The organism is uncultured Paracoccus sp., from assembly GCF_947496875.1.
In the GTDB taxonomy this organism is placed as follows: domain Bacteria; phylum Pseudomonadota; class Alphaproteobacteria; order Rhodobacterales; family Rhodobacteraceae; genus Paracoccus.
The window spans coordinates 224,396-240,058 of the sequence record NZ_CANMEH010000004.1; the positions used below are offsets into that span (position 1 = coordinate 224,396).

A 15,663-nucleotide genomic window follows, 5' to 3' on the forward strand; every position below is an offset into this window, starting at 1 on the left:
CGCGCCCCGTTCAGTAGGTCGCCCGGCCGCCCGAGATGTCGAACACCGCACCGGTTGAAAACGAGCAGTCCTCGGATGCCAGCCACGCGACCAGTGCGGCGACCTCGTCGGGCTCCAGGAACCGGTTCAGGGGGATGCGGGCCAGCATGTAGTCGATATGACTTTGCGCCATCTGGTCGAAGATCGGTGTCCGCGCCGCGGCCGGCGTGACGCAGTTGGCGATGACCCCTGTCCCGGCCAGCTCCTTGCCCAGCGACTTGGTCAGCGCGATCAGCCCGGCCTTCGAGGCCGAGTAGTGGGCGGCGTTCGGATTGCCTTCCTTTCCCGCGACCGAGGCGATGTTAATGATGCGCCCATAGCCCCGTTCGACCATGCCGGGGATCAGGGCCCGGCATATCACGAAGGGCGCGTTCAGGTTGACCTCGACGACCTGCCGCCAGATCGCGGGATCCAGCTCTGTCACCGGGCCGTTCCCTCCGGTGATGCCGGCGTTGTTGACCAGGATGTCCACCTCGCCGGCTGCCCGGGCGGCGTCGGCCACCGCGGCATCATCGGCCAGGTCCAGGCAGCGGCCCTGCGCCGCATCGCCCAGCTCCGCCACCGCGGCCGACAGGGTCGCGTCCTGCATGTCCCACAGGATCACCGACGCGCCGCTGGCGACGAACCGCCGGGCGATCGCCAGTCCGATCCCCTGCGCCCCGCCGGTGATGACGGCGCGCCGCCCCTCAAGATCGATCCGGTTCATCGGTGTTGCTCCCTGCTGTTGCATGTCACGCCGCGCCGGATCCGAGCCGGGCGCGCAGCAGCTCGACCTGCTGCGCATCCGCCCGGTCGCGATGCTGCTGATGGGTTCGCCGCGCGGCCTCGACGTCCCGCGCGGCGATGGCGGCCAGCATCGCGCGGTGTTCCAGGTCCGATTGCACCGGGGCGGGACGCAGCGGTAGGATCAGCAGCCGTGCCCGGTATTGCTGGCCCCAGTATTCCCCCAGTGTGCGCAGCAGCCGCGGATTCCCGCACAGCGCGACGATGGTCGAATGCAGATCGTCGTCCATGTCGGACCAGCGGGCGATGTCGCCGGCGGCGGTGAGCCGCTCCATTCGCGACAGCATCTGTTGCAGATGCGCCAGCTCCTCGTCGGTCAGGCCGCGGCGGGCGACCAGTTCGACGGCCCGGATCTCCAGGGCAGAGAAGACGTCGAGGATGTCGCGGACGTCCTCGGGCGACACGGTGCGAACGGTGATGCCGTGGCGGGGGCGGATGTCGATCAGCCCCTCTTCCGCCAGCTTGATTGTCGCCTCGCGCACCGGTGTCCGGGACAGGCCGAGCAGCGCCGCGAGTTCGGTTTCCAGCAGCGTGGTGCCCGGGGCCAGCCGGCCGGTGAGGATGCGATGGCGCAGATCCTGATAGGCCCTGTCGCGTGCTGACAGTCCCGGCGCCGCCGTGGGACCCGGCCCGGGTCGGGCGGCCCGCCTGGCGCGTCGGGTCAGCGCCTCGGTCGGCATCAGCCGCTCTCGGGCCGAGCGCCGGTATCGCGGATATGGGCCCGGATGATGTCGTGAAAGCTGGCATCCGCGACGAAGCCGTGCTGCATGGCCCGCGCGGGATCGAAATCGCGCGGCCAGCCGGCGACGATGCCGCGGATCGTCTCGTCCGGTTCGCGGCGGACCAGGGCGGTCGTTTGCGGACCGGCCACATCCTCCAGCGCGGCCAGCATCTCGCCCACCGTCACCGACAGGCCAGGCATGTTCAGGCAGCGCCGGGCGCCCAGCGGCGCCAAATCCATCGTGGCCGCGTGCAGCAGGAATCCCAAGGCCGAGGCCGGGCTCGCGACCCAGTGGCGCACGTTATCCTCGACTGGCAGGATCGCCTCTTGACCCGCCAGCGGCTCGCGGATGATCCCTGAGAAGAACCCGGAGGCGGCCTTGTTCGGCTTGCCCGGGCGCACGACGATGGTTGGCAGGCGCAGGCCGATGCCGTCGAATATGCCCCGGCGCGAATAATCGTTCAGCAGCAGCTCGCCGATCATCTTCTGGGTGCCGTAGCTGGTCATCGGGGCGGTGATGTAGGTGTCGGTGATCGGGTCCTCGAAGGGGGCGCCGAAGACGGCGACGGACGACGTATACACAACGCGCGGATGGTAGTCGGGCTGGGCGCGGATCGCCTCGAACAGCAGGCGGGTGCCGTCCAGGTTGATGCGGTAGCCCTTGTCGAAATCCGCCTCGGCCTCGCCCGACACCACCGCGGCGAGGTGGAAGATGACGTCGGGGCGGTCGCCGATCAGCTGGTCCACCGTTGCGGGGTCGGCGATGTCGCCTTCACGGATCGACAGGCGGACGGCGGATGATCCGGCGTCCAGGTCGGCCGGGACCACGTCGAAGGCGGTCAGGTCGGTGACCGTGCTGTCCCCCAGCTTACCGCTGTCCAGCAGGTGGCGCGCCAGCATCCGGCCCACCATCCCCGCCGCCCCGATCACCAGTACCTTCATGTCGCTGTCCCCGCCGCCAAGATCCCTTCGGGCTGTATACATTGCGCGGCGGTGGCGGAAAAGTGTCCGGCGCAGAAAGATGCGACGTTCACGCATGGTTCATGCAGTTTTCATGATCCGTTCCGGTGCAACGGCAGCCCGGACGTCGGTCCCCGCAGGCCCTTGCCCGCCGGGCCGCATGGTATACCATCGCCGCCAAACAGGGGAGGAAAGCGGCATGGCGACACCGGAACGGATCGGATTCATCGGGGTGGGGTTCATGGGCCACGGCATGGCCAAGAACCTGATCCAGAAGGGGCATACGCTGCAGGTGATCGGCCACCGCAATCGCGGCCCGGTCGACGACCTGATCGGGCAGGGGGCGACCGAGGCGACCAGCCCGGCGGCGATGGCGGCCGAGGTGGACATCATCCACATGTGCCTGCCGAACTCGGACGTGGTCGAGGCGGTGATGCGCGGCCCCGACGGGATCCTGGCCGGGGCCCGGCCGGGGCTGGTGGTGATCGACACCACGACCGCCGAACCCGGATCGACCGTGGCGCTGGCCGCCGAACTGAAGGCGAAGGGCGGCGATTACGTCGATGCGCCGCTGGGCCGCACCCCGAAGGAGGCCGAGGCCGGCACCCTGGACGCGATGGTCGGCTGCGACCCGGCGGTGCTGGAGCGGATCCGGCCGGTGATCGAATGCTGGGCCGCAAACATCAACCATGTCGGGCCGGTCGGATCGGCGCACAAGATGAAGCTGATCATGAACTTCATCGCGATGGGCTATGCGGCGCTCTATGCCGAGGCGCTGGCCATCGCCGCGCGGGCGGGGCTAAGCCCGCAGACGGTGCAGACGGTCATCGGGTCCAGCCGGATGTCGAACGGGTTCTTCGACACCTTCATGGCGGGCGCGGTGGGCCGCGACCGCGAGGTGCACAAGTTCACCATCACCAACGCCGCCAAGGACCTGCGCTATGCGGCGATGATGGCGATGCAGGCGGGGGCGGCCAATCCGATGGGCGCCGCGATGCGCAATGCCTTTGCCACCGCCGAGGCGATGGGCCACGGCGACAAGTTCGTACCCGAACTGGCCGACGTGGTGGCCGGGCTGAACGGGGTGGACCTGGCGGCAGAGGTGACCCGCGGCGGCAAGGGCTGACGCCCGCCACGGTCGGCCCGACCGTGGCCGTGGGACAGGGGCTGGGGGACCGGCCCCTGCGATGGGGCCCGTATGACGGGCCCGCACCAGGCAGGTTCGGTCAGGCGGGCCCGGCGCCCTGGGTGGCGGTGGGCAGCGCGTAGAGCGACTGGCTGGCCGCCATGAACAGCACGTTGCGCTTGGGCCCGCCGAAGCACAGATTGCCGCAGACCTCAGGCAGGCGGATCCGGCCCAGCAGCAGCCCGTCGGGCGACCAGCAGGTCACGCCACTGTAGCCGACCGCGCGGCCGGCGTTGCTGGACGCCCACAGATTGCCATAGACGTCGCAGCGCACCCCGTCGGGGCCGCATTTCACGCCGTCGACGACGCAGTCGGAAAACAGCCGCCCGTTCGACGCGGTGCCGTCATCGGCGATGTCGAAGACGTGGATGTCACCCTTGCCGCCCTCGCCCGTGTCGCCCGGACCCTTGCCAGTGCTGGCGACGTAGAGACGCCGGCCGTCGGGCGAGAAGCACAGGCCGTTCGGGTCGGGCACCTGGACCTCTTCGACCATCCGGGTGATCGTGCCGTCGGTGGCGATCCGGTAGACGCCGTGCGCCATCTCGCGCTGCGCCTCGCCGATTTCGGGCGGCTGGCCCAGGCGATTGTTGATCAGACCCTCGGGGTTGGTGGGTCCGCCCGCCGCATCGGGGGCGCCCTCGTAGAGCTGTCCGCCATAGGGCGGGTCGGTGAACCAGATGCTGCCGTCGAGATGTTCGACCACGTCGTTGGGGGAATTGAAGCGCTTGCCCTCGAACCGGTCGGCGAGGATCGACACCGATCCGTCGAGTTCATAGCGGACCACCCGCCGGGTCAGATGCTCGCAGGTCAGCTGCCGGCCGGACCTGTCGAAGCTGTTGCCGTTGGAGTTGTTCGACGGTGCCCGGAAGACGCTGACATGGCCGTCGTCGTCCAGCCAGCGCAGCTGCCGGTTGGCGGGGATGTCGGACCAGACCAGGAACTTGCCGACGCTGTTCCAGGCCGGCCCCTCGGACCACAGCGCACCGGTCCACAACCGCCTGATCGGCGCATTCGGCTGGGCGAGGCCGTTGAAGGACGGGTCCGCCGCGATCACGTCCGGGTCCCAGAAATAGACGTTCGGTTCCGCATCCGCCGCGAAGCTGCGGCGCGGCGTGGTGACGGTGCTGAGCGGTTCGGCCGCCTGCCCGCCCTGGGCCATGACCTGCCGGCTGCCGACCAGGACGGCCGCCCCACCCAGCCCGATCGACACCAGCGACTGACGCCGGGTCAGGCCCGGCTTCTGCATCTTGGACATCACCAAGTCTCCTCCTCCAAGGATCGCGACGCCGGCAGGTCCCCCTCGGCCCTGCGGCCGTCCGGCGGCATGGTATACCAGAACCGGGCCTCGCGGGAGTCGCATCGCGGAGGCGCGGCGGGTCCACGCCCATCGCCGCCGGGTGGCGCGTCAGAGATCGCCGGGGCGGTCCACGTCCAGCAGCTCGGCCGGCGGGGCCTGGATGATCCGGCATTCGTCCAGCAGCGCGCCGGCGCCGCGGTCGCCCTGCAGCGTGGAGAGAAGCGGAAAGGCCGTTGCCGGAAAACAGGCCGGCACGCCGGGGCGGCCGTCGGGGTGGCGGACGGCGGCGGGTCGGTCGTCGCAGGCGTCGATCACGGCGGCAACGGTCGCGTCCGACAGCGCCGGCATGTCGCCCAGCAGGATCAGCAGCCGCCCCGCCCCCTGTGCCGCGGCCCATCCGGCGGCGGCGCGCAGGCTGCCCGACTGGTCGTCGCCATCGGGCGCGATGTGGATCAAGTCGCTGAGCAGATCGGCCACCGCGGCATCCCGCAGGACGACGGCGCGCAGGGCCACCGGCGCGCGCTGCAGGGTGGCCGCGGCATGGCAGACCAGCGGCCGCCCGGCATACTCTGCCAGAAGCTTGTTGCCCGGCCCCCAGCGCCGCGAGTGGCCGGCGGCCAGCAGCACCCCGGCGACCGGCCCGGCCTGGGTCACGCCGTCGCCTCGGCCAGGATCTCGGCCAGCACCGACACGGCCAGCACCCGGGGGTCGCGGGCCGACGGGATCAGGCCGATCGGGCCGCGCAGTCGGGCGATCGCCGCGGCCGGCACGCCCATGTCACGCAGCGCGGCGGTGCGGGCGCGATGGCTGCGCAGACTGCCTTGCGCGCCCACATAGAAGGCCGGGGTCAGCAGCGCCTGCGCCAGCACCGGCGGCTCGCGGTCGTGATCGTGGTAGAACAGGGTGATGGCGGTCCAGGGATCGGCGCTGACCGGCCCCGGGGCGCGCAGCGGCACGCCCCTAGCCTGCGCCGCGGCGGCGGTCGCGTCGTCATGGGTGGACAGTTCGACCGGAAAGCCGGTGGCCCGCGCCAGCGCCGCGAAGGTCACCGCCTCGACCCCCGCGCCCCAGGTCAGGAAGCGGGTCGGCGGCAGCACCCGCAGCGCGAAGCCGGGGCCGTCCAGCGCCACCGTGCCCCGGTCGAGGTCCAGCCCCAGGATCACAGGTTGCCGGGCGTCGCGGGCCGCCAGCGCGGCGCGGAGCGGGGCCGGGTCGGGCAGCGGCACCAGCGCGACGTCCAGCCCGCCGCCGCAGGGCAGCACCAGGTCGCGGAACGGAGAGCCGATTCCGTAGCGCAGCCGGATGACCCGGCCGCTGGCGGCGGACTCGCGGGCGTGGAAGGCGAGGTCGGCCTCGATGCAGCCGGAGCTGAGCTGGCCGACTGCGCCGCCGGCCGCCGGAAAGCCCATGATCGCGCCGGGGCTGCGGTAATGCGGCCCCTCGACCCCGGTCACCACCGCCAGCACCCCGCCATCGTCCAGGGCCGCGAGCGGGTCGCCGACGGGATCGTCGACCGCCGCGGACGGCGGCGGCGGAAGGGGCGGTTTGTGCATCACCCACGGGAACACAACAGCGCGCCGGGTTGTTCCCACCCCGGCGCATCGCGGAGGAGAACCCCATGGAGATCAGCCTGACCGTCAACGGCGCGCAGCACCGGCTGCGGCTGGACGACCCGCGCGTGACCCTGCTGGACGCGCTGCGCCAGCACCTGGGCCTGACCGGCACCAAGAAGGGCTGCGACCACGGCCAGTGCGGGGCCTGCACGGTGATGCTGGACGGGCGGCGGATGAATGCCTGCCTGTCGCTGGCGGTGATGCATGACGGCGACGCGATCACCACGATCGAGGGGATCGGGACGGCCGAGGCACTGGCCCCGATGCAGGCCGCGTTCATCCGGCATGACGGGTTCCAGTGTGGCTATTGCACGCCGGGGCAGATCGTGTCGGCCACCGCGATGCTGGACGAGCTGCGCCAGGGCTGGCCCAGCCAGATGTCGGCGGACCTGACCGCGCCGCAATTCACCGACGACGAGATCCGCGAACGGATGTCCGGCAATCTGTGCCGCTGTTCGTGCTATCCCAACATCGTGGACGCGATCCGCGACGCCGCGGAGGCGCCGGCATGAGGCCGTTTACCTATACCCGCGCCGCCACCCCGGCCGAGGCAATCGGCAGCGCCGCCCGGATCATCGCCGGGGGCACCAACCTGCTGGACCTGATGAAGCACCAGGTCGAGACGCCGGACCGGCTGTGCGACGTGAACCATGTCGGGCTGGACCGGGTCGAGCGGGACGGCGACGGGCTGCGGATCGGGGCGCTGGTGCGCAATTCCGATCTGGCCGCGGATGACGCCGTGCGGACCGACTGGCCGCTGCTGTCGCGGGCGATCCTGGCCGGGGCCAGCGGCCAGATCCGCAACCGGGCCACCACCGGCGGCAACCTGATGCAGCGGACCCGCTGCTATTACTTCTACGACATAGATGCGCCCTGCAACAAGCGCGAGCCGGGCAGCGGCTGCGCGGCGATCGGCGGCCGGACCCGCCTGCACGCGATCCTAGGCGCGTCCGACCAGTGCATCGCCACCTATCCGGGCGACATGGCGGTGGCCCTGTCGGCGCTGGACGCCACGGTCGAGGTCGAGGGCCCGGAGGGCCGGCGCGAGATCGCCGCGACGGCGTTTCACCGCCTGCCCGGCACGACGCCGGAGCGCGATACCGAGCTGCGGCCCGGCGAAATGATCCTGTCGGTCCGCCTGCCGGCGCCGCTGGGCGGGCGGCAGATCTATCGCAAGGTGCGCGACCGCCGGTCCTATGCCTTTGCGCTGGTGTCGGTCGCCGCCGCGGTGGGAATGAAGGACGGACGGATGGAGACGGTCCGCCTCGCCTTCGGCTCGGTCGCGGCCAAGCCCTGGCGGGCCATCGAGGCCGAGGCGATGCTGGCCGGGCAGGCACCGTCCGCCGACCTGTTCGACCGCGCCGCCGACGTCGTGCTGGCCGGCGCGCAAGGCTATGGCGACAATGATTTCAAGATCCCGCTGCTGCGCCGCACGATGCGCGCGGTGCTGGCCGAGGCCACGCAGGAGACGATGTGATGCCCGACCCGATCGAACTGACGCTGCGCCACCAGATGAACAGCCGGGACGAGCGCAACCTGCTGGACCACACGGTGCAGGGGATCGTCGGCAGCCCGCTAGATCGCCCCGAAGGGCCGCTGAAGGTCCGCGGCACGGCGACCTATGCCGACGAGGATCATCCGCCCGGCACCGTCTATGGCTGGCTGGTCCGGTCGACGGTCGGCAAGGGCTGGGTGGTCGGGCTGAACACGTCCGAGCTGCGGGCGATGCCGGGGGTGCTGGCGGTGATCCGCGACGACCGGCTGATCCGCAACCCGGCCCAGGGACAGGCCGGCAAGGCGCCCTACCAGGGTCCGGCCGAGGTGTTCTACAAGGGCCAGCCGATCGCGGTGGTGGTCGCCGAGACGATGGAGCAGGCCCGCGATGCCGCGCTGGCGGCCCGGGCGCAGTATGACGACCGCACCGACAAGGGCGTGTTCACCCCCGAGCGCGCCAGCTACGAGACGCCGCCCAAGAAACAGGCGACGCAGGGCGATCTGGACAAGGAGATGGACGCGGCGGCGTTCCGGGTCGATCTGGAGTATACCACCCCGACGATGAGCCATTCGGCGATGGAGCCCCATGCCGCCGTCGCCTGGTGGGAGGACGGGCAGCTGAAGGTGCGCGGCAGCTACCAGATGCTGAAGCACAATGTCGAAGAACTCGCCGACGCGCTGGGGATCAGCCCCAAAAAGGTGCGGATCCTGTCACCCTATGTGGGCGGCGGATTCGGCAGCAAGCTGGGGATCAGCCACGAGGCGGTTGGTGCGGCGATCGCCGCGCAGAAGGTCGGGCGTCCGGTGGCGATCGCCCTGCATCGCCGCCAGGTCTACGAGACGACGATGCGGCGCAGCGAAAGCCGGCAGCGGGTGCGGCTGGCCTGCGACCGGGACGGCCAGTTGACCGCGGTCGGGCACGAGGCCTGGGTGTCGAACCTGCCCGGCGAGCGGTTCAGCGAGCCGGTGACCCAGGCGACGCCGTTCACCTATCGCGGCGAGAACCGGCTGATCGGCCATCATGTCGGCCGGCTGAACATCACCGCGGCCGGATCGATGCGGGCGCCGGGGGAGGCGATCGGGGTTCCGGTGACCGAGGCGGCGCTGGACGAGCTGGCCGAGGCGGCGGGCCTGTGCCCGGTGGAGCTGCGGCTGCGCAACATCCCCGACAAGGATCCGACCACCGGCAAGCCCTATAGCGGCAACCGGCTGGCGGACTGCCTGCGGCGCGGGGCCGAAAGCTTTGGCTGGGCCGATCGGCCGCAGCCCGGCACCCGCCGCGATGGCGAATGGCTGATCGGCATGGGGATGACCTCGGCCATAAGGGTGAACATGCTGGAAAACAGCGCGGCCCGGGTGACGCTGGCGGCGGATGGAACCGCGCTGGTCGAGACCGACATGACCGATATCGGGACCGGCAGCTATGCGATCCTGACCCAGATCGCGGCGGAGGTGCTGGGCCTGCCCATGGACCGGGTGACGACGATGCTGGGCGACAGCGACCTGCCCGCGTCGTCAGGATCGGGGGGGTCGTTCGGGGCCGCCTCGGCGGGCAGTTCGGTGATGCTGGCCGCGCAGGCGGTGCGCGACCGGCTGGCCGAGCGGATGGGCTGCGATCCGGGCGAGCTGACGCTGAAGGACGGCACCGCCATCGCCGGCAATCGCCAGCGGCAGATCGTGGACCTGCTGGCCGGCGACAGCCTGCAGGGCACCGGCGAGATCGAGCCGGGGACCACGTCGCAGGATCACCGCCAGGCCTGCTGGGGCGCCCAATTCGCCGAGGTCGCGGTCAGCAGCGTCACCGGCGAGGTGCAGGTCCGGCGACTGAGCGCGGTGTTCGCCACCGGCCGCATCCTGAACCCCAAGACGGCGCGGTCGCAGTGCATCGGCGGGATGATCTTCGGCATCGGCCAGGCGCTGCATGAGGAGGTGATGACCGATCCGCGCGACGGCGGTTTCGTCAACCGCGATCTGGCGGAGTACCACATCCCGGCGAATCTGGACGTGCCGCATATCGATGTCGAGTTCCTGGACGACCGCGATCCCTACGCGAACCCGATGCAGGCGAAGGGGATTGGCGAACTGGCCTGCTGCGGCACGGCCGGCGCGATCGTGAACGCCATCGCCAACGCCACCGGCAAGCGGTTCCACCATTTCCCCGTCACGCTGGACAAGGTGCTGGCGAAGCTGGACTGAGCGGAGGCCCGCCGCGCCCGGGGGTCGGGCGCGGTGCTGTCCTGTCGACACCGGTTGCTCGGCCCGGACCCCTGTCAGGGGGCGGCGCCGTCGGATTCCCTGCGCCCGTCCGCGTAGAGCTTGCGCCCGAACCACAGCATCAGGGCCCCCCAAGCCAGGAAGCCCAGATCCCACCAGATCCAGTAGGCCGGGTCCACCAGTTCGTTCACGTGGTGGATGCCCAGCAGCTGGTGGTCCACCAGCCCCTCGACCAGGTTGAAGATCCCGAACCCCATCAGGATCGAGCCGAACAGCAGCTTGGCGGACCAGCGCAGATGGGCGCGCCGGGAGGTCTGCCACAGCAGGAACAGCCCCGCCGCGGTGAAGACATAGGTCGTCGCGTGAAACAGCCCGTCGGCAAGGACGTTGATTTCGAGGTTGCGCAGCGTGTTGGGGGGGAACCCGCCATCGGACAGCATGTGGTGCCACTGCAGGATCTGGTGCAGCACGACGCCGTCGAAGAACCCGCCCAGACCGAGCCCCAGCAGGATGCCGGCGCCGCGCGGAAACGGGACATCGGGCAGGACGGCCCGGTCCATCTCGTCTGTGTGATGCGCCATGCGCTCCTCCTGCCTTCCGGTCGCTGCCGGTCAGTATCGCGCCGGGCCGCGCCGCGGGCAAGGTTCCGGGCAGGACGGGGCGCCTTCGGCGGTCGGGCGCGGGTCAGGCAAGGCGAAGGGCCGCGCCCTTTCGAGGCGCGGCCCTGATGCGGGTCATGATCGGGGGATGGATGGCCCTCAGCGCAGGCCCAGCATCCGCCCCAGCCGACTTTCCATCAGTTCGCCGATGATCCCGCGGCGGAACAGCATGACGCAGACCATGAACACCAGGCCGGTGATGATCGTGACCGGGAAATCCGAGGTCGCGAGGCGGTTCTGCAGGGCGATGATGACGCCGGCGCCGACCACCGGCCCGGCCATGGTGCCGATCCCGCCCAGCAGGGTCATCAGGATGACCTCGCCCGACATCTGCCAGGTCACGTCGGTCAGCGTGGCGAACTCCATCACCAGCGCCTTCAGCCCGCCGGCAAGGCCGGCGAAGGCGGCCGACATGACAAACGCGGCCAGCTTGTACTGCGCGACCGAATAGCCCAGCGACACGGCGCGCTGTTCGTTTTCGCGGATCGCCTTGAGGATCATGCCGAAGGGCGAGTTCACGATCCGCCAGATCGCCGCCAGGCCGAAGACGAACATCGCCGCGACGAAGAAGTACATGTTCAGCGGCTGGTCCAGGTCGATCAGCCCGAACAGGACGCCCCGCGGCACCGACTGGATCCCGTCCTCGCCGTGGGTGAAGGGCATCTGCAGGCAGGCGAAGAAGAACATCTGCGACAATGCCAGGGTGATCATGGCGAAGTAGATGCCCTGCCGCCGGATGGCGATCGCGCCCATCACCAGCCCCAGCCCGATCGCGCCGAGCACGCCCAGGATCAGCGCGAACTCCGGCGGCCATCCCCATTCCTTGGCGGCATGGGCGGTGAAGTAGGCCGATCCGCCGAAGAACGTCGCGTGGCCGAAGGACAGCAGCCCGGTATAGCCCAGCAGCAGGTTGAACGCCGCCGCGAACAGGCCGAAGCACAGCAGCGTCATGACGAAGACGGGGTACAGGTAGAAGGGGGCGGCGATCAGCAGGACAAGCCCGATCACCACCAGCAGCATGGTCACCCCCCGGCGCGGGGCAGGGGCGTCCGCGGCGGCGGTCGGGGTCATGTCGGCGGTTCGGCTTTGGTCGGCCATGTCAAGCTTCCTTTCCGAACAGACCCGCCGGACGCAGGATCAGCACGATTGCCATGATGACGAAGATCACGATGTTCGACGCCTCGGGGTAGAACACCTTGGTCAGGCCCTCGGCGACGCCCAGCATGTAGCCGGTCACGATGGCGCCCATGATCGACCCCATGCCGCCGACCACGACCACCGCGAACACGACGATGATGATGTTCGAGCCCATCAGCGGCGACACCTGGTAGATCGGTGCGGCCAGCACCCCGGCGATGGCGGCCAGCCCCGCCCCCAGCGCGTAGGTCATCGTCAGCAGCAACGGCACGTTGATCCCGAAGCTCTGCACCAGGGTCGGGTTCTCGGTCGCGGCGCGCAGCTTGGCGCCCAGCTGGGTCTTCTCGATCAGCGCCCACACCGCGAGGCAGATGATCAGCGAGAACACCACCACCCAGCCGCGATAGATGGGCAGGAACATGAAGCCCAGGTTCACGCCCCCGTTCAGGGCGGCGGGCGGCGAGTAGGGCTGGCCCGAGGCACCGAAATACCAGCGGAAGCCGCCCTCGACGGCCAGCGCCAGACCGAAGGTGAACAGCAGGCCGTAGAGATGGTCCAGCTGGTAGAGCCGGGACAGCATCGTGCGTTCGATCAGGGCGCTGAGGCCGCCAACCACGAGTGGCGCCACGACCAGCGCGGCCCAGTAGGGCACGCCGGCCCATTTCAGCGCCAGCAGCGCGACGAACGCGCCCAGCATGTATTGCGCACCATGCGCGAAGTTGATCACCCGCAGCAGACCGAAGATCACCGCCAGACCCAGCGACAGCAGCGCGTAGAACGATCCGTTGATCAGCCCGACCAGCAGCTGCCCCAGCAGCGCCTGGATGGGGATACCGAACACCATCGTCATGTCAGACCCCCAGCGTTTCGTGCAACATGTCCATGCGGGTTTCCAGTTCGCCCACCGGGAATTCATGGGCCATCTGCCCGTGATCCATGACGTAGAACCGATCCGCCACCTTGGATGCGAAGCGGAAGTTCTGTTCGACCAGGACCACGGTCATGCCGCGGCTGCGCAGTTCCTGCAGGACCACCCCGATCGCCTCGATGATCACCGGGGCAAGCCCCTCGGTCGGCTCGTCGAGCAGCAGGGTGTTGGCGCCGGTCCGCAGGATCCGGGCCATGGCCAGCATCTGCTGTTCCCCGCCCGACAGCTTGGTGCCCGGGCTGCGGCGGCGTTCCTGAAGGTTCGGGAACAGCTTGTAGATCTCGGCCACCGACATTCCCCCCTCGGCGAAGACCGGGGGCAGCATCAGGTTTTCCTCGACCGAGAGCGTGGCGAAGATGCCGCGTTCCTCGGGGACGAAGCCCAGGCCCGCCCGCGCGGTCTGGTGCAGCGGCATGGCCAGCACATCGCGGCCGGCAAAGGTGATGCGGCCCTTGCGCTGCCGGACGATCCCCATGATCGCGCGCAGCGTCGTGGTCTTGCCCATCCCGTTGCGGCCCAAAATGCAGACGGTCTCGCCCTTGTCGACATGCATGGTGACGCCGTGCAGTACGTGGCTTTCGCCGTACCAGGCGTGCAGGTCTTCGACTTCCAGCAGGCGGGTCATGCGTCGGATCCCATATATGCCGTTCTCACCCGCGGGTCGGACGCGACGGTTTCGTAATCGCCCTCGGCCAGGATCTCGCCACGCTGCAGCACCGTGACGTGGTGGCAGATGTCGGCAACCACCGAGAGGTTGTGTTCGACCATCAGCACGGCGCGGTGCTGGGCGACCTCGCGGATGATGTCGGACACCATGTGCACGTCCTCGTGCCCCATCCCGGCCATCGGCTCGTCGAGCAGCAGGACCTCCGGGTCCAGCGCCAGCGTGGTCGCGATTTCCAGCACCCGCTTGCGGCCATAGGACAGGTCGGCGGCGCGGGTGTCGCGGTATTCCATCAGGCCGAGATCGTTCAGCAGCACCTCGGCGCGGCCGTTCAGCACCTCGAGCGACTTCATCGGGCGCCAGAACTGGATGTGCAGCTCGGCCGGACGCTGCAGCGCGACGCGCACGTTCTCCAGCACCGTGAGGTGCGGGAACACGGCCGAAATCTGGAAGGATCGCACCAGCCCCATGCGGGCGACCACGTCGGGGCTCATCTTGGTGATGTCGGTCCCCAGCAGGGTGATCCTCCCGCGCGTGGGCGGGAGGAACTTGGTCAGCAGGTTGAACACCGTGGTCTTGCCGGCCCCGTTGGGGCCGATCAGCGCATGGATGCGGGCGTGATGGACGTCCAGGTTCACGTTGTTGACCGCCGTGAACCCGGAGAAATCCTTGCCAAGACCACGGGCGGACAACACCACCCGCGGTTCCGTGGTCTGAACCGGGTCGCTCATCCGATTCACTGGACCAGAGGGCAGCCGGATTCGGCGGGATCCATGTAGGCCTGCTCGCCCGGGATCTCGGCCAGGATCTTGTAGTAGTCCCACTCACCCGTGCTTTCCTCGGGCGTCTTGACCTGCACGAGGTACTGGGTGTTCAGCAGCCGGCCGTTCGGGGCGACGGTCGCGCCGCGTGCGAACACGTCGTCGACCGGCATCTCCTTCAGCTTTGCCGCCACCGCGGTCGCGTCGTCGCCGCCGGCCGCGTCGATCGCCTTGAGATACTGCGACACGGCCGAATAGACGCCGGCCTGCACCATCGACGGCATCGCGCCGGTGCGTTCCTTGAAGCGGTTGCCGAACTCGCGCGACTGGTCGTCGCGGTCCCAGTAGAAGGATTCGGTCAGGTACAGCCCCTGCGCGGCCTGCAGCCCCAGCCCGTGGATGTCGGTGATGAACAGCAACAGACCGGCAAGGTTCTGGCCCGCCTGGGTGATGCCGAACTCGGCCGCCTGCTTGATGGCGTTCTGGGTGTCGGTGCCGGCGCTGGCCAGGCCGATCACCTTGGCGCCCGACGACTGCGCCTGCAGCAGGAATGCCGAGAAGTCGTTGTTGTTCAGCGGGTGCCGGACCGAGCCCAGCACCTGCCCGCCCTTTTCCTCGACGGTCTTGGTGGTGTTTTCCTCGAGCGAATAGCCGAAGGCGTAGTCGGCGGTCAGGAAGAACCAGGTGTCGCCCCCGGCGTCCACGACGGCGCCGCCGGTGCCCACCGCCAGCGCGTGCGTGTCATACGCCCAGTGGAAGCTGAACGGGGTGCAGGCCTTGCCGGTGATCTCGGTCGTGCCGGCGCCAGTGTTCATGGTGATCTTCTGGTTTTCGCCGGCGACCGCCTGCACGGCCAGCGCCACGGACGAGGTCGTCAGGTCCATGATCGTGTCGACCTGCTCGGTGTCGAACCACTGCCGCGCCACGCTGGACCCGACGTCGGGCTTGTTCTGGTGGTCCGCCGAGACGACCTCGACCGGCGAGCCCTGGACGGTGTCGCCGAAATCCTCGACCGCCATCCGCGCCGCCTCGACCGAGCCCTGGCCGCTGATCGCGGAATAGGGGCCCGACATGTCGTTCATGATGCCGATCTTGACCACGCCGTCCGAAATCTCGGCATGCGCAGCGGCGCCGGTCAGCGCCATGGCGCCGACGCTCAGCAAAAGCTTCTTCATGTATTTCCTCCCAGATCCCGCTCTGTGGCGGA

General features: G+C 69.5%; 16 protein-coding genes. 4 read left to right on the forward strand and 12 right to left on the reverse strand.

Features of this window, described 5'->3' with window-relative positions; all coding sequences use genetic code 11:
- Window positions 1-10 precede the first annotated feature (10 nt).
- From Q0938_RS07525 to denD, 3 genes are read right to left on the reverse strand one after another with little or no spacing between them, the layout of a single operon-like run.
- Window positions 11-745, reverse strand: coding sequence for an SDR family NAD(P)-dependent oxidoreductase (locus Q0938_RS07525; protein ID WP_299360685.1), 735 nt, complete (start codon window positions 743-745; stop codon window positions 11-13).
- Between the two features lie 25 nt (window positions 746-770).
- Window positions 771-1,502, reverse strand: a complete 732-nt coding sequence (locus Q0938_RS07530; protein ID WP_299360686.1) for a GntR family transcriptional regulator — start codon at window positions 1,500-1,502, stop codon at window positions 771-773.
- A complete protein-coding gene (gene denD, locus Q0938_RS07535; RefSeq protein ID WP_299360688.1) occupies window positions 1,502-2,485 on the reverse strand; it encodes a D-erythronate dehydrogenase in 984 nt (327 codons plus the stop codon). Before denD ends, Q0938_RS07530 begins: the two co-directional genes overlap by 1 nt.
- Window positions 2,486-2,702: 217 nt before the next feature.
- Here denD and Q0938_RS07540 point away from each other — a divergent pair, with 217 nt between their 5' ends.
- A complete protein-coding gene (locus Q0938_RS07540) occupies window positions 2,703-3,629 on the forward strand; it encodes an NAD(P)-dependent oxidoreductase (RefSeq protein ID WP_299360689.1) in 927 nt (308 codons plus the stop codon).
- A 100-nt stretch (window positions 3,630-3,729) separates the two neighbouring features.
- Here the strand turns inward: Q0938_RS07540 and Q0938_RS07545 are convergent, their stop codons facing one another.
- From Q0938_RS07545 to Q0938_RS07555, 3 genes are all read right to left on the reverse strand, one after another.
- A complete protein-coding gene (locus Q0938_RS07545) occupies window positions 3,730-4,944 on the reverse strand; it encodes an SMP-30/gluconolactonase/LRE family protein (protein WP_299360690.1) in 1,215 nt (404 codons plus the stop codon).
- 150 nt (window positions 4,945-5,094) lie between these two features.
- Window positions 5,095-5,640 (reverse strand): NTP transferase domain-containing protein, encoded by a 546-nt coding sequence (locus tag Q0938_RS07550; RefSeq protein ID WP_299360692.1) that lies wholly within the window; start codon window positions 5,638-5,640, stop codon window positions 5,095-5,097.
- The gene (locus Q0938_RS07555) at window positions 5,637-6,539 is read right to left on the reverse strand and encodes an XdhC family protein (protein WP_299360694.1); all 903 of its coding nucleotides are present in this window, start codon (window positions 6,537-6,539) and stop codon (window positions 5,637-5,639) included. Before Q0938_RS07555 ends, Q0938_RS07550 begins: the two co-directional genes overlap by 4 nt.
- Window positions 6,540-6,604: 65 nt before the next feature.
- Between Q0938_RS07555 and Q0938_RS07560 the strand changes: the two genes are divergently transcribed.
- Genes Q0938_RS07560 through Q0938_RS07570 form a run of 3 tightly spaced genes read left to right on the forward strand, consistent with a single transcriptional unit; the run spans window position 6,605 to window position 10,289 of the window.
- The gene (locus tag Q0938_RS07560; RefSeq protein WP_299360695.1) at window positions 6,605-7,111 is read left to right on the forward strand and encodes a 2Fe-2S iron-sulfur cluster-binding protein; all 507 of its coding nucleotides are present in this window, start codon (window positions 6,605-6,607) and stop codon (window positions 7,109-7,111) included.
- Window positions 7,108-8,076, forward strand: a complete 969-nt coding sequence (locus tag Q0938_RS07565) for a xanthine dehydrogenase family protein subunit M (RefSeq protein WP_299360697.1) — start codon at window positions 7,108-7,110, stop codon at window positions 8,074-8,076. Before Q0938_RS07560 ends, Q0938_RS07565 begins: the two co-directional genes overlap by 4 nt.
- Entirely contained in the window at window positions 8,076-10,289 is a 2,214-nt protein-coding gene (locus Q0938_RS07570; RefSeq protein ID WP_299360698.1) for a xanthine dehydrogenase family protein molybdopterin-binding subunit, read from the forward strand. Before Q0938_RS07565 ends, Q0938_RS07570 begins: the two co-directional genes overlap by 1 nt.
- A 74-nt stretch (window positions 10,290-10,363) precedes the next feature.
- On the opposite strand, the gene Q0938_RS07575 is transcribed toward Q0938_RS07570, so the two are convergent.
- From Q0938_RS07575 to Q0938_RS07600, 6 genes are all read right to left on the reverse strand, one after another.
- Entirely contained in the window at window positions 10,364-10,888 is a 525-nt protein-coding gene (locus tag Q0938_RS07575; RefSeq protein WP_299360700.1) for a DUF2243 domain-containing protein, read from the reverse strand.
- A gap of 177 nt (window positions 10,889-11,065) precedes the next feature.
- Window positions 11,066-12,037, reverse strand: coding sequence for a branched-chain amino acid ABC transporter permease (locus tag Q0938_RS07580; protein WP_299360797.1), 972 nt, complete (start codon window positions 12,035-12,037; stop codon window positions 11,066-11,068).
- A 28-nt stretch (window positions 12,038-12,065) separates the two neighbouring features.
- Window positions 12,066-12,953 carry a branched-chain amino acid ABC transporter permease gene (locus tag Q0938_RS07585; protein ID WP_299360702.1) on the reverse strand — a complete coding sequence of 296 codons (888 nt, stop codon included), beginning with the start codon at window positions 12,951-12,953 and terminating at the stop codon, window positions 12,066-12,068.
- A 1-nt stretch (window position 12,954) separates the two neighbouring features.
- Complete coding sequence (locus Q0938_RS07590; RefSeq protein WP_299360704.1) at window positions 12,955-13,656, reverse strand: ABC transporter ATP-binding protein; 702 nt, start codon at window positions 13,654-13,656, stop codon at window positions 12,955-12,957.
- Window positions 13,653-14,426, reverse strand: coding sequence for an ABC transporter ATP-binding protein (locus Q0938_RS07595; protein WP_299360705.1), 774 nt, complete (start codon window positions 14,424-14,426; stop codon window positions 13,653-13,655). The genes Q0938_RS07590 and Q0938_RS07595 overlap by 4 nt, the downstream gene beginning before the upstream one ends.
- A 5-nt stretch (window positions 14,427-14,431) precedes the next feature.
- On the reverse strand, window positions 14,432-15,631 hold the full coding sequence (locus tag Q0938_RS07600) for an ABC transporter substrate-binding protein (RefSeq protein ID WP_299360707.1): 1,200 nt from the start codon (window positions 15,629-15,631) through the stop codon (window positions 14,432-14,434).
- Window positions 15,632-15,663: the final 32 nt, after the last annotated feature.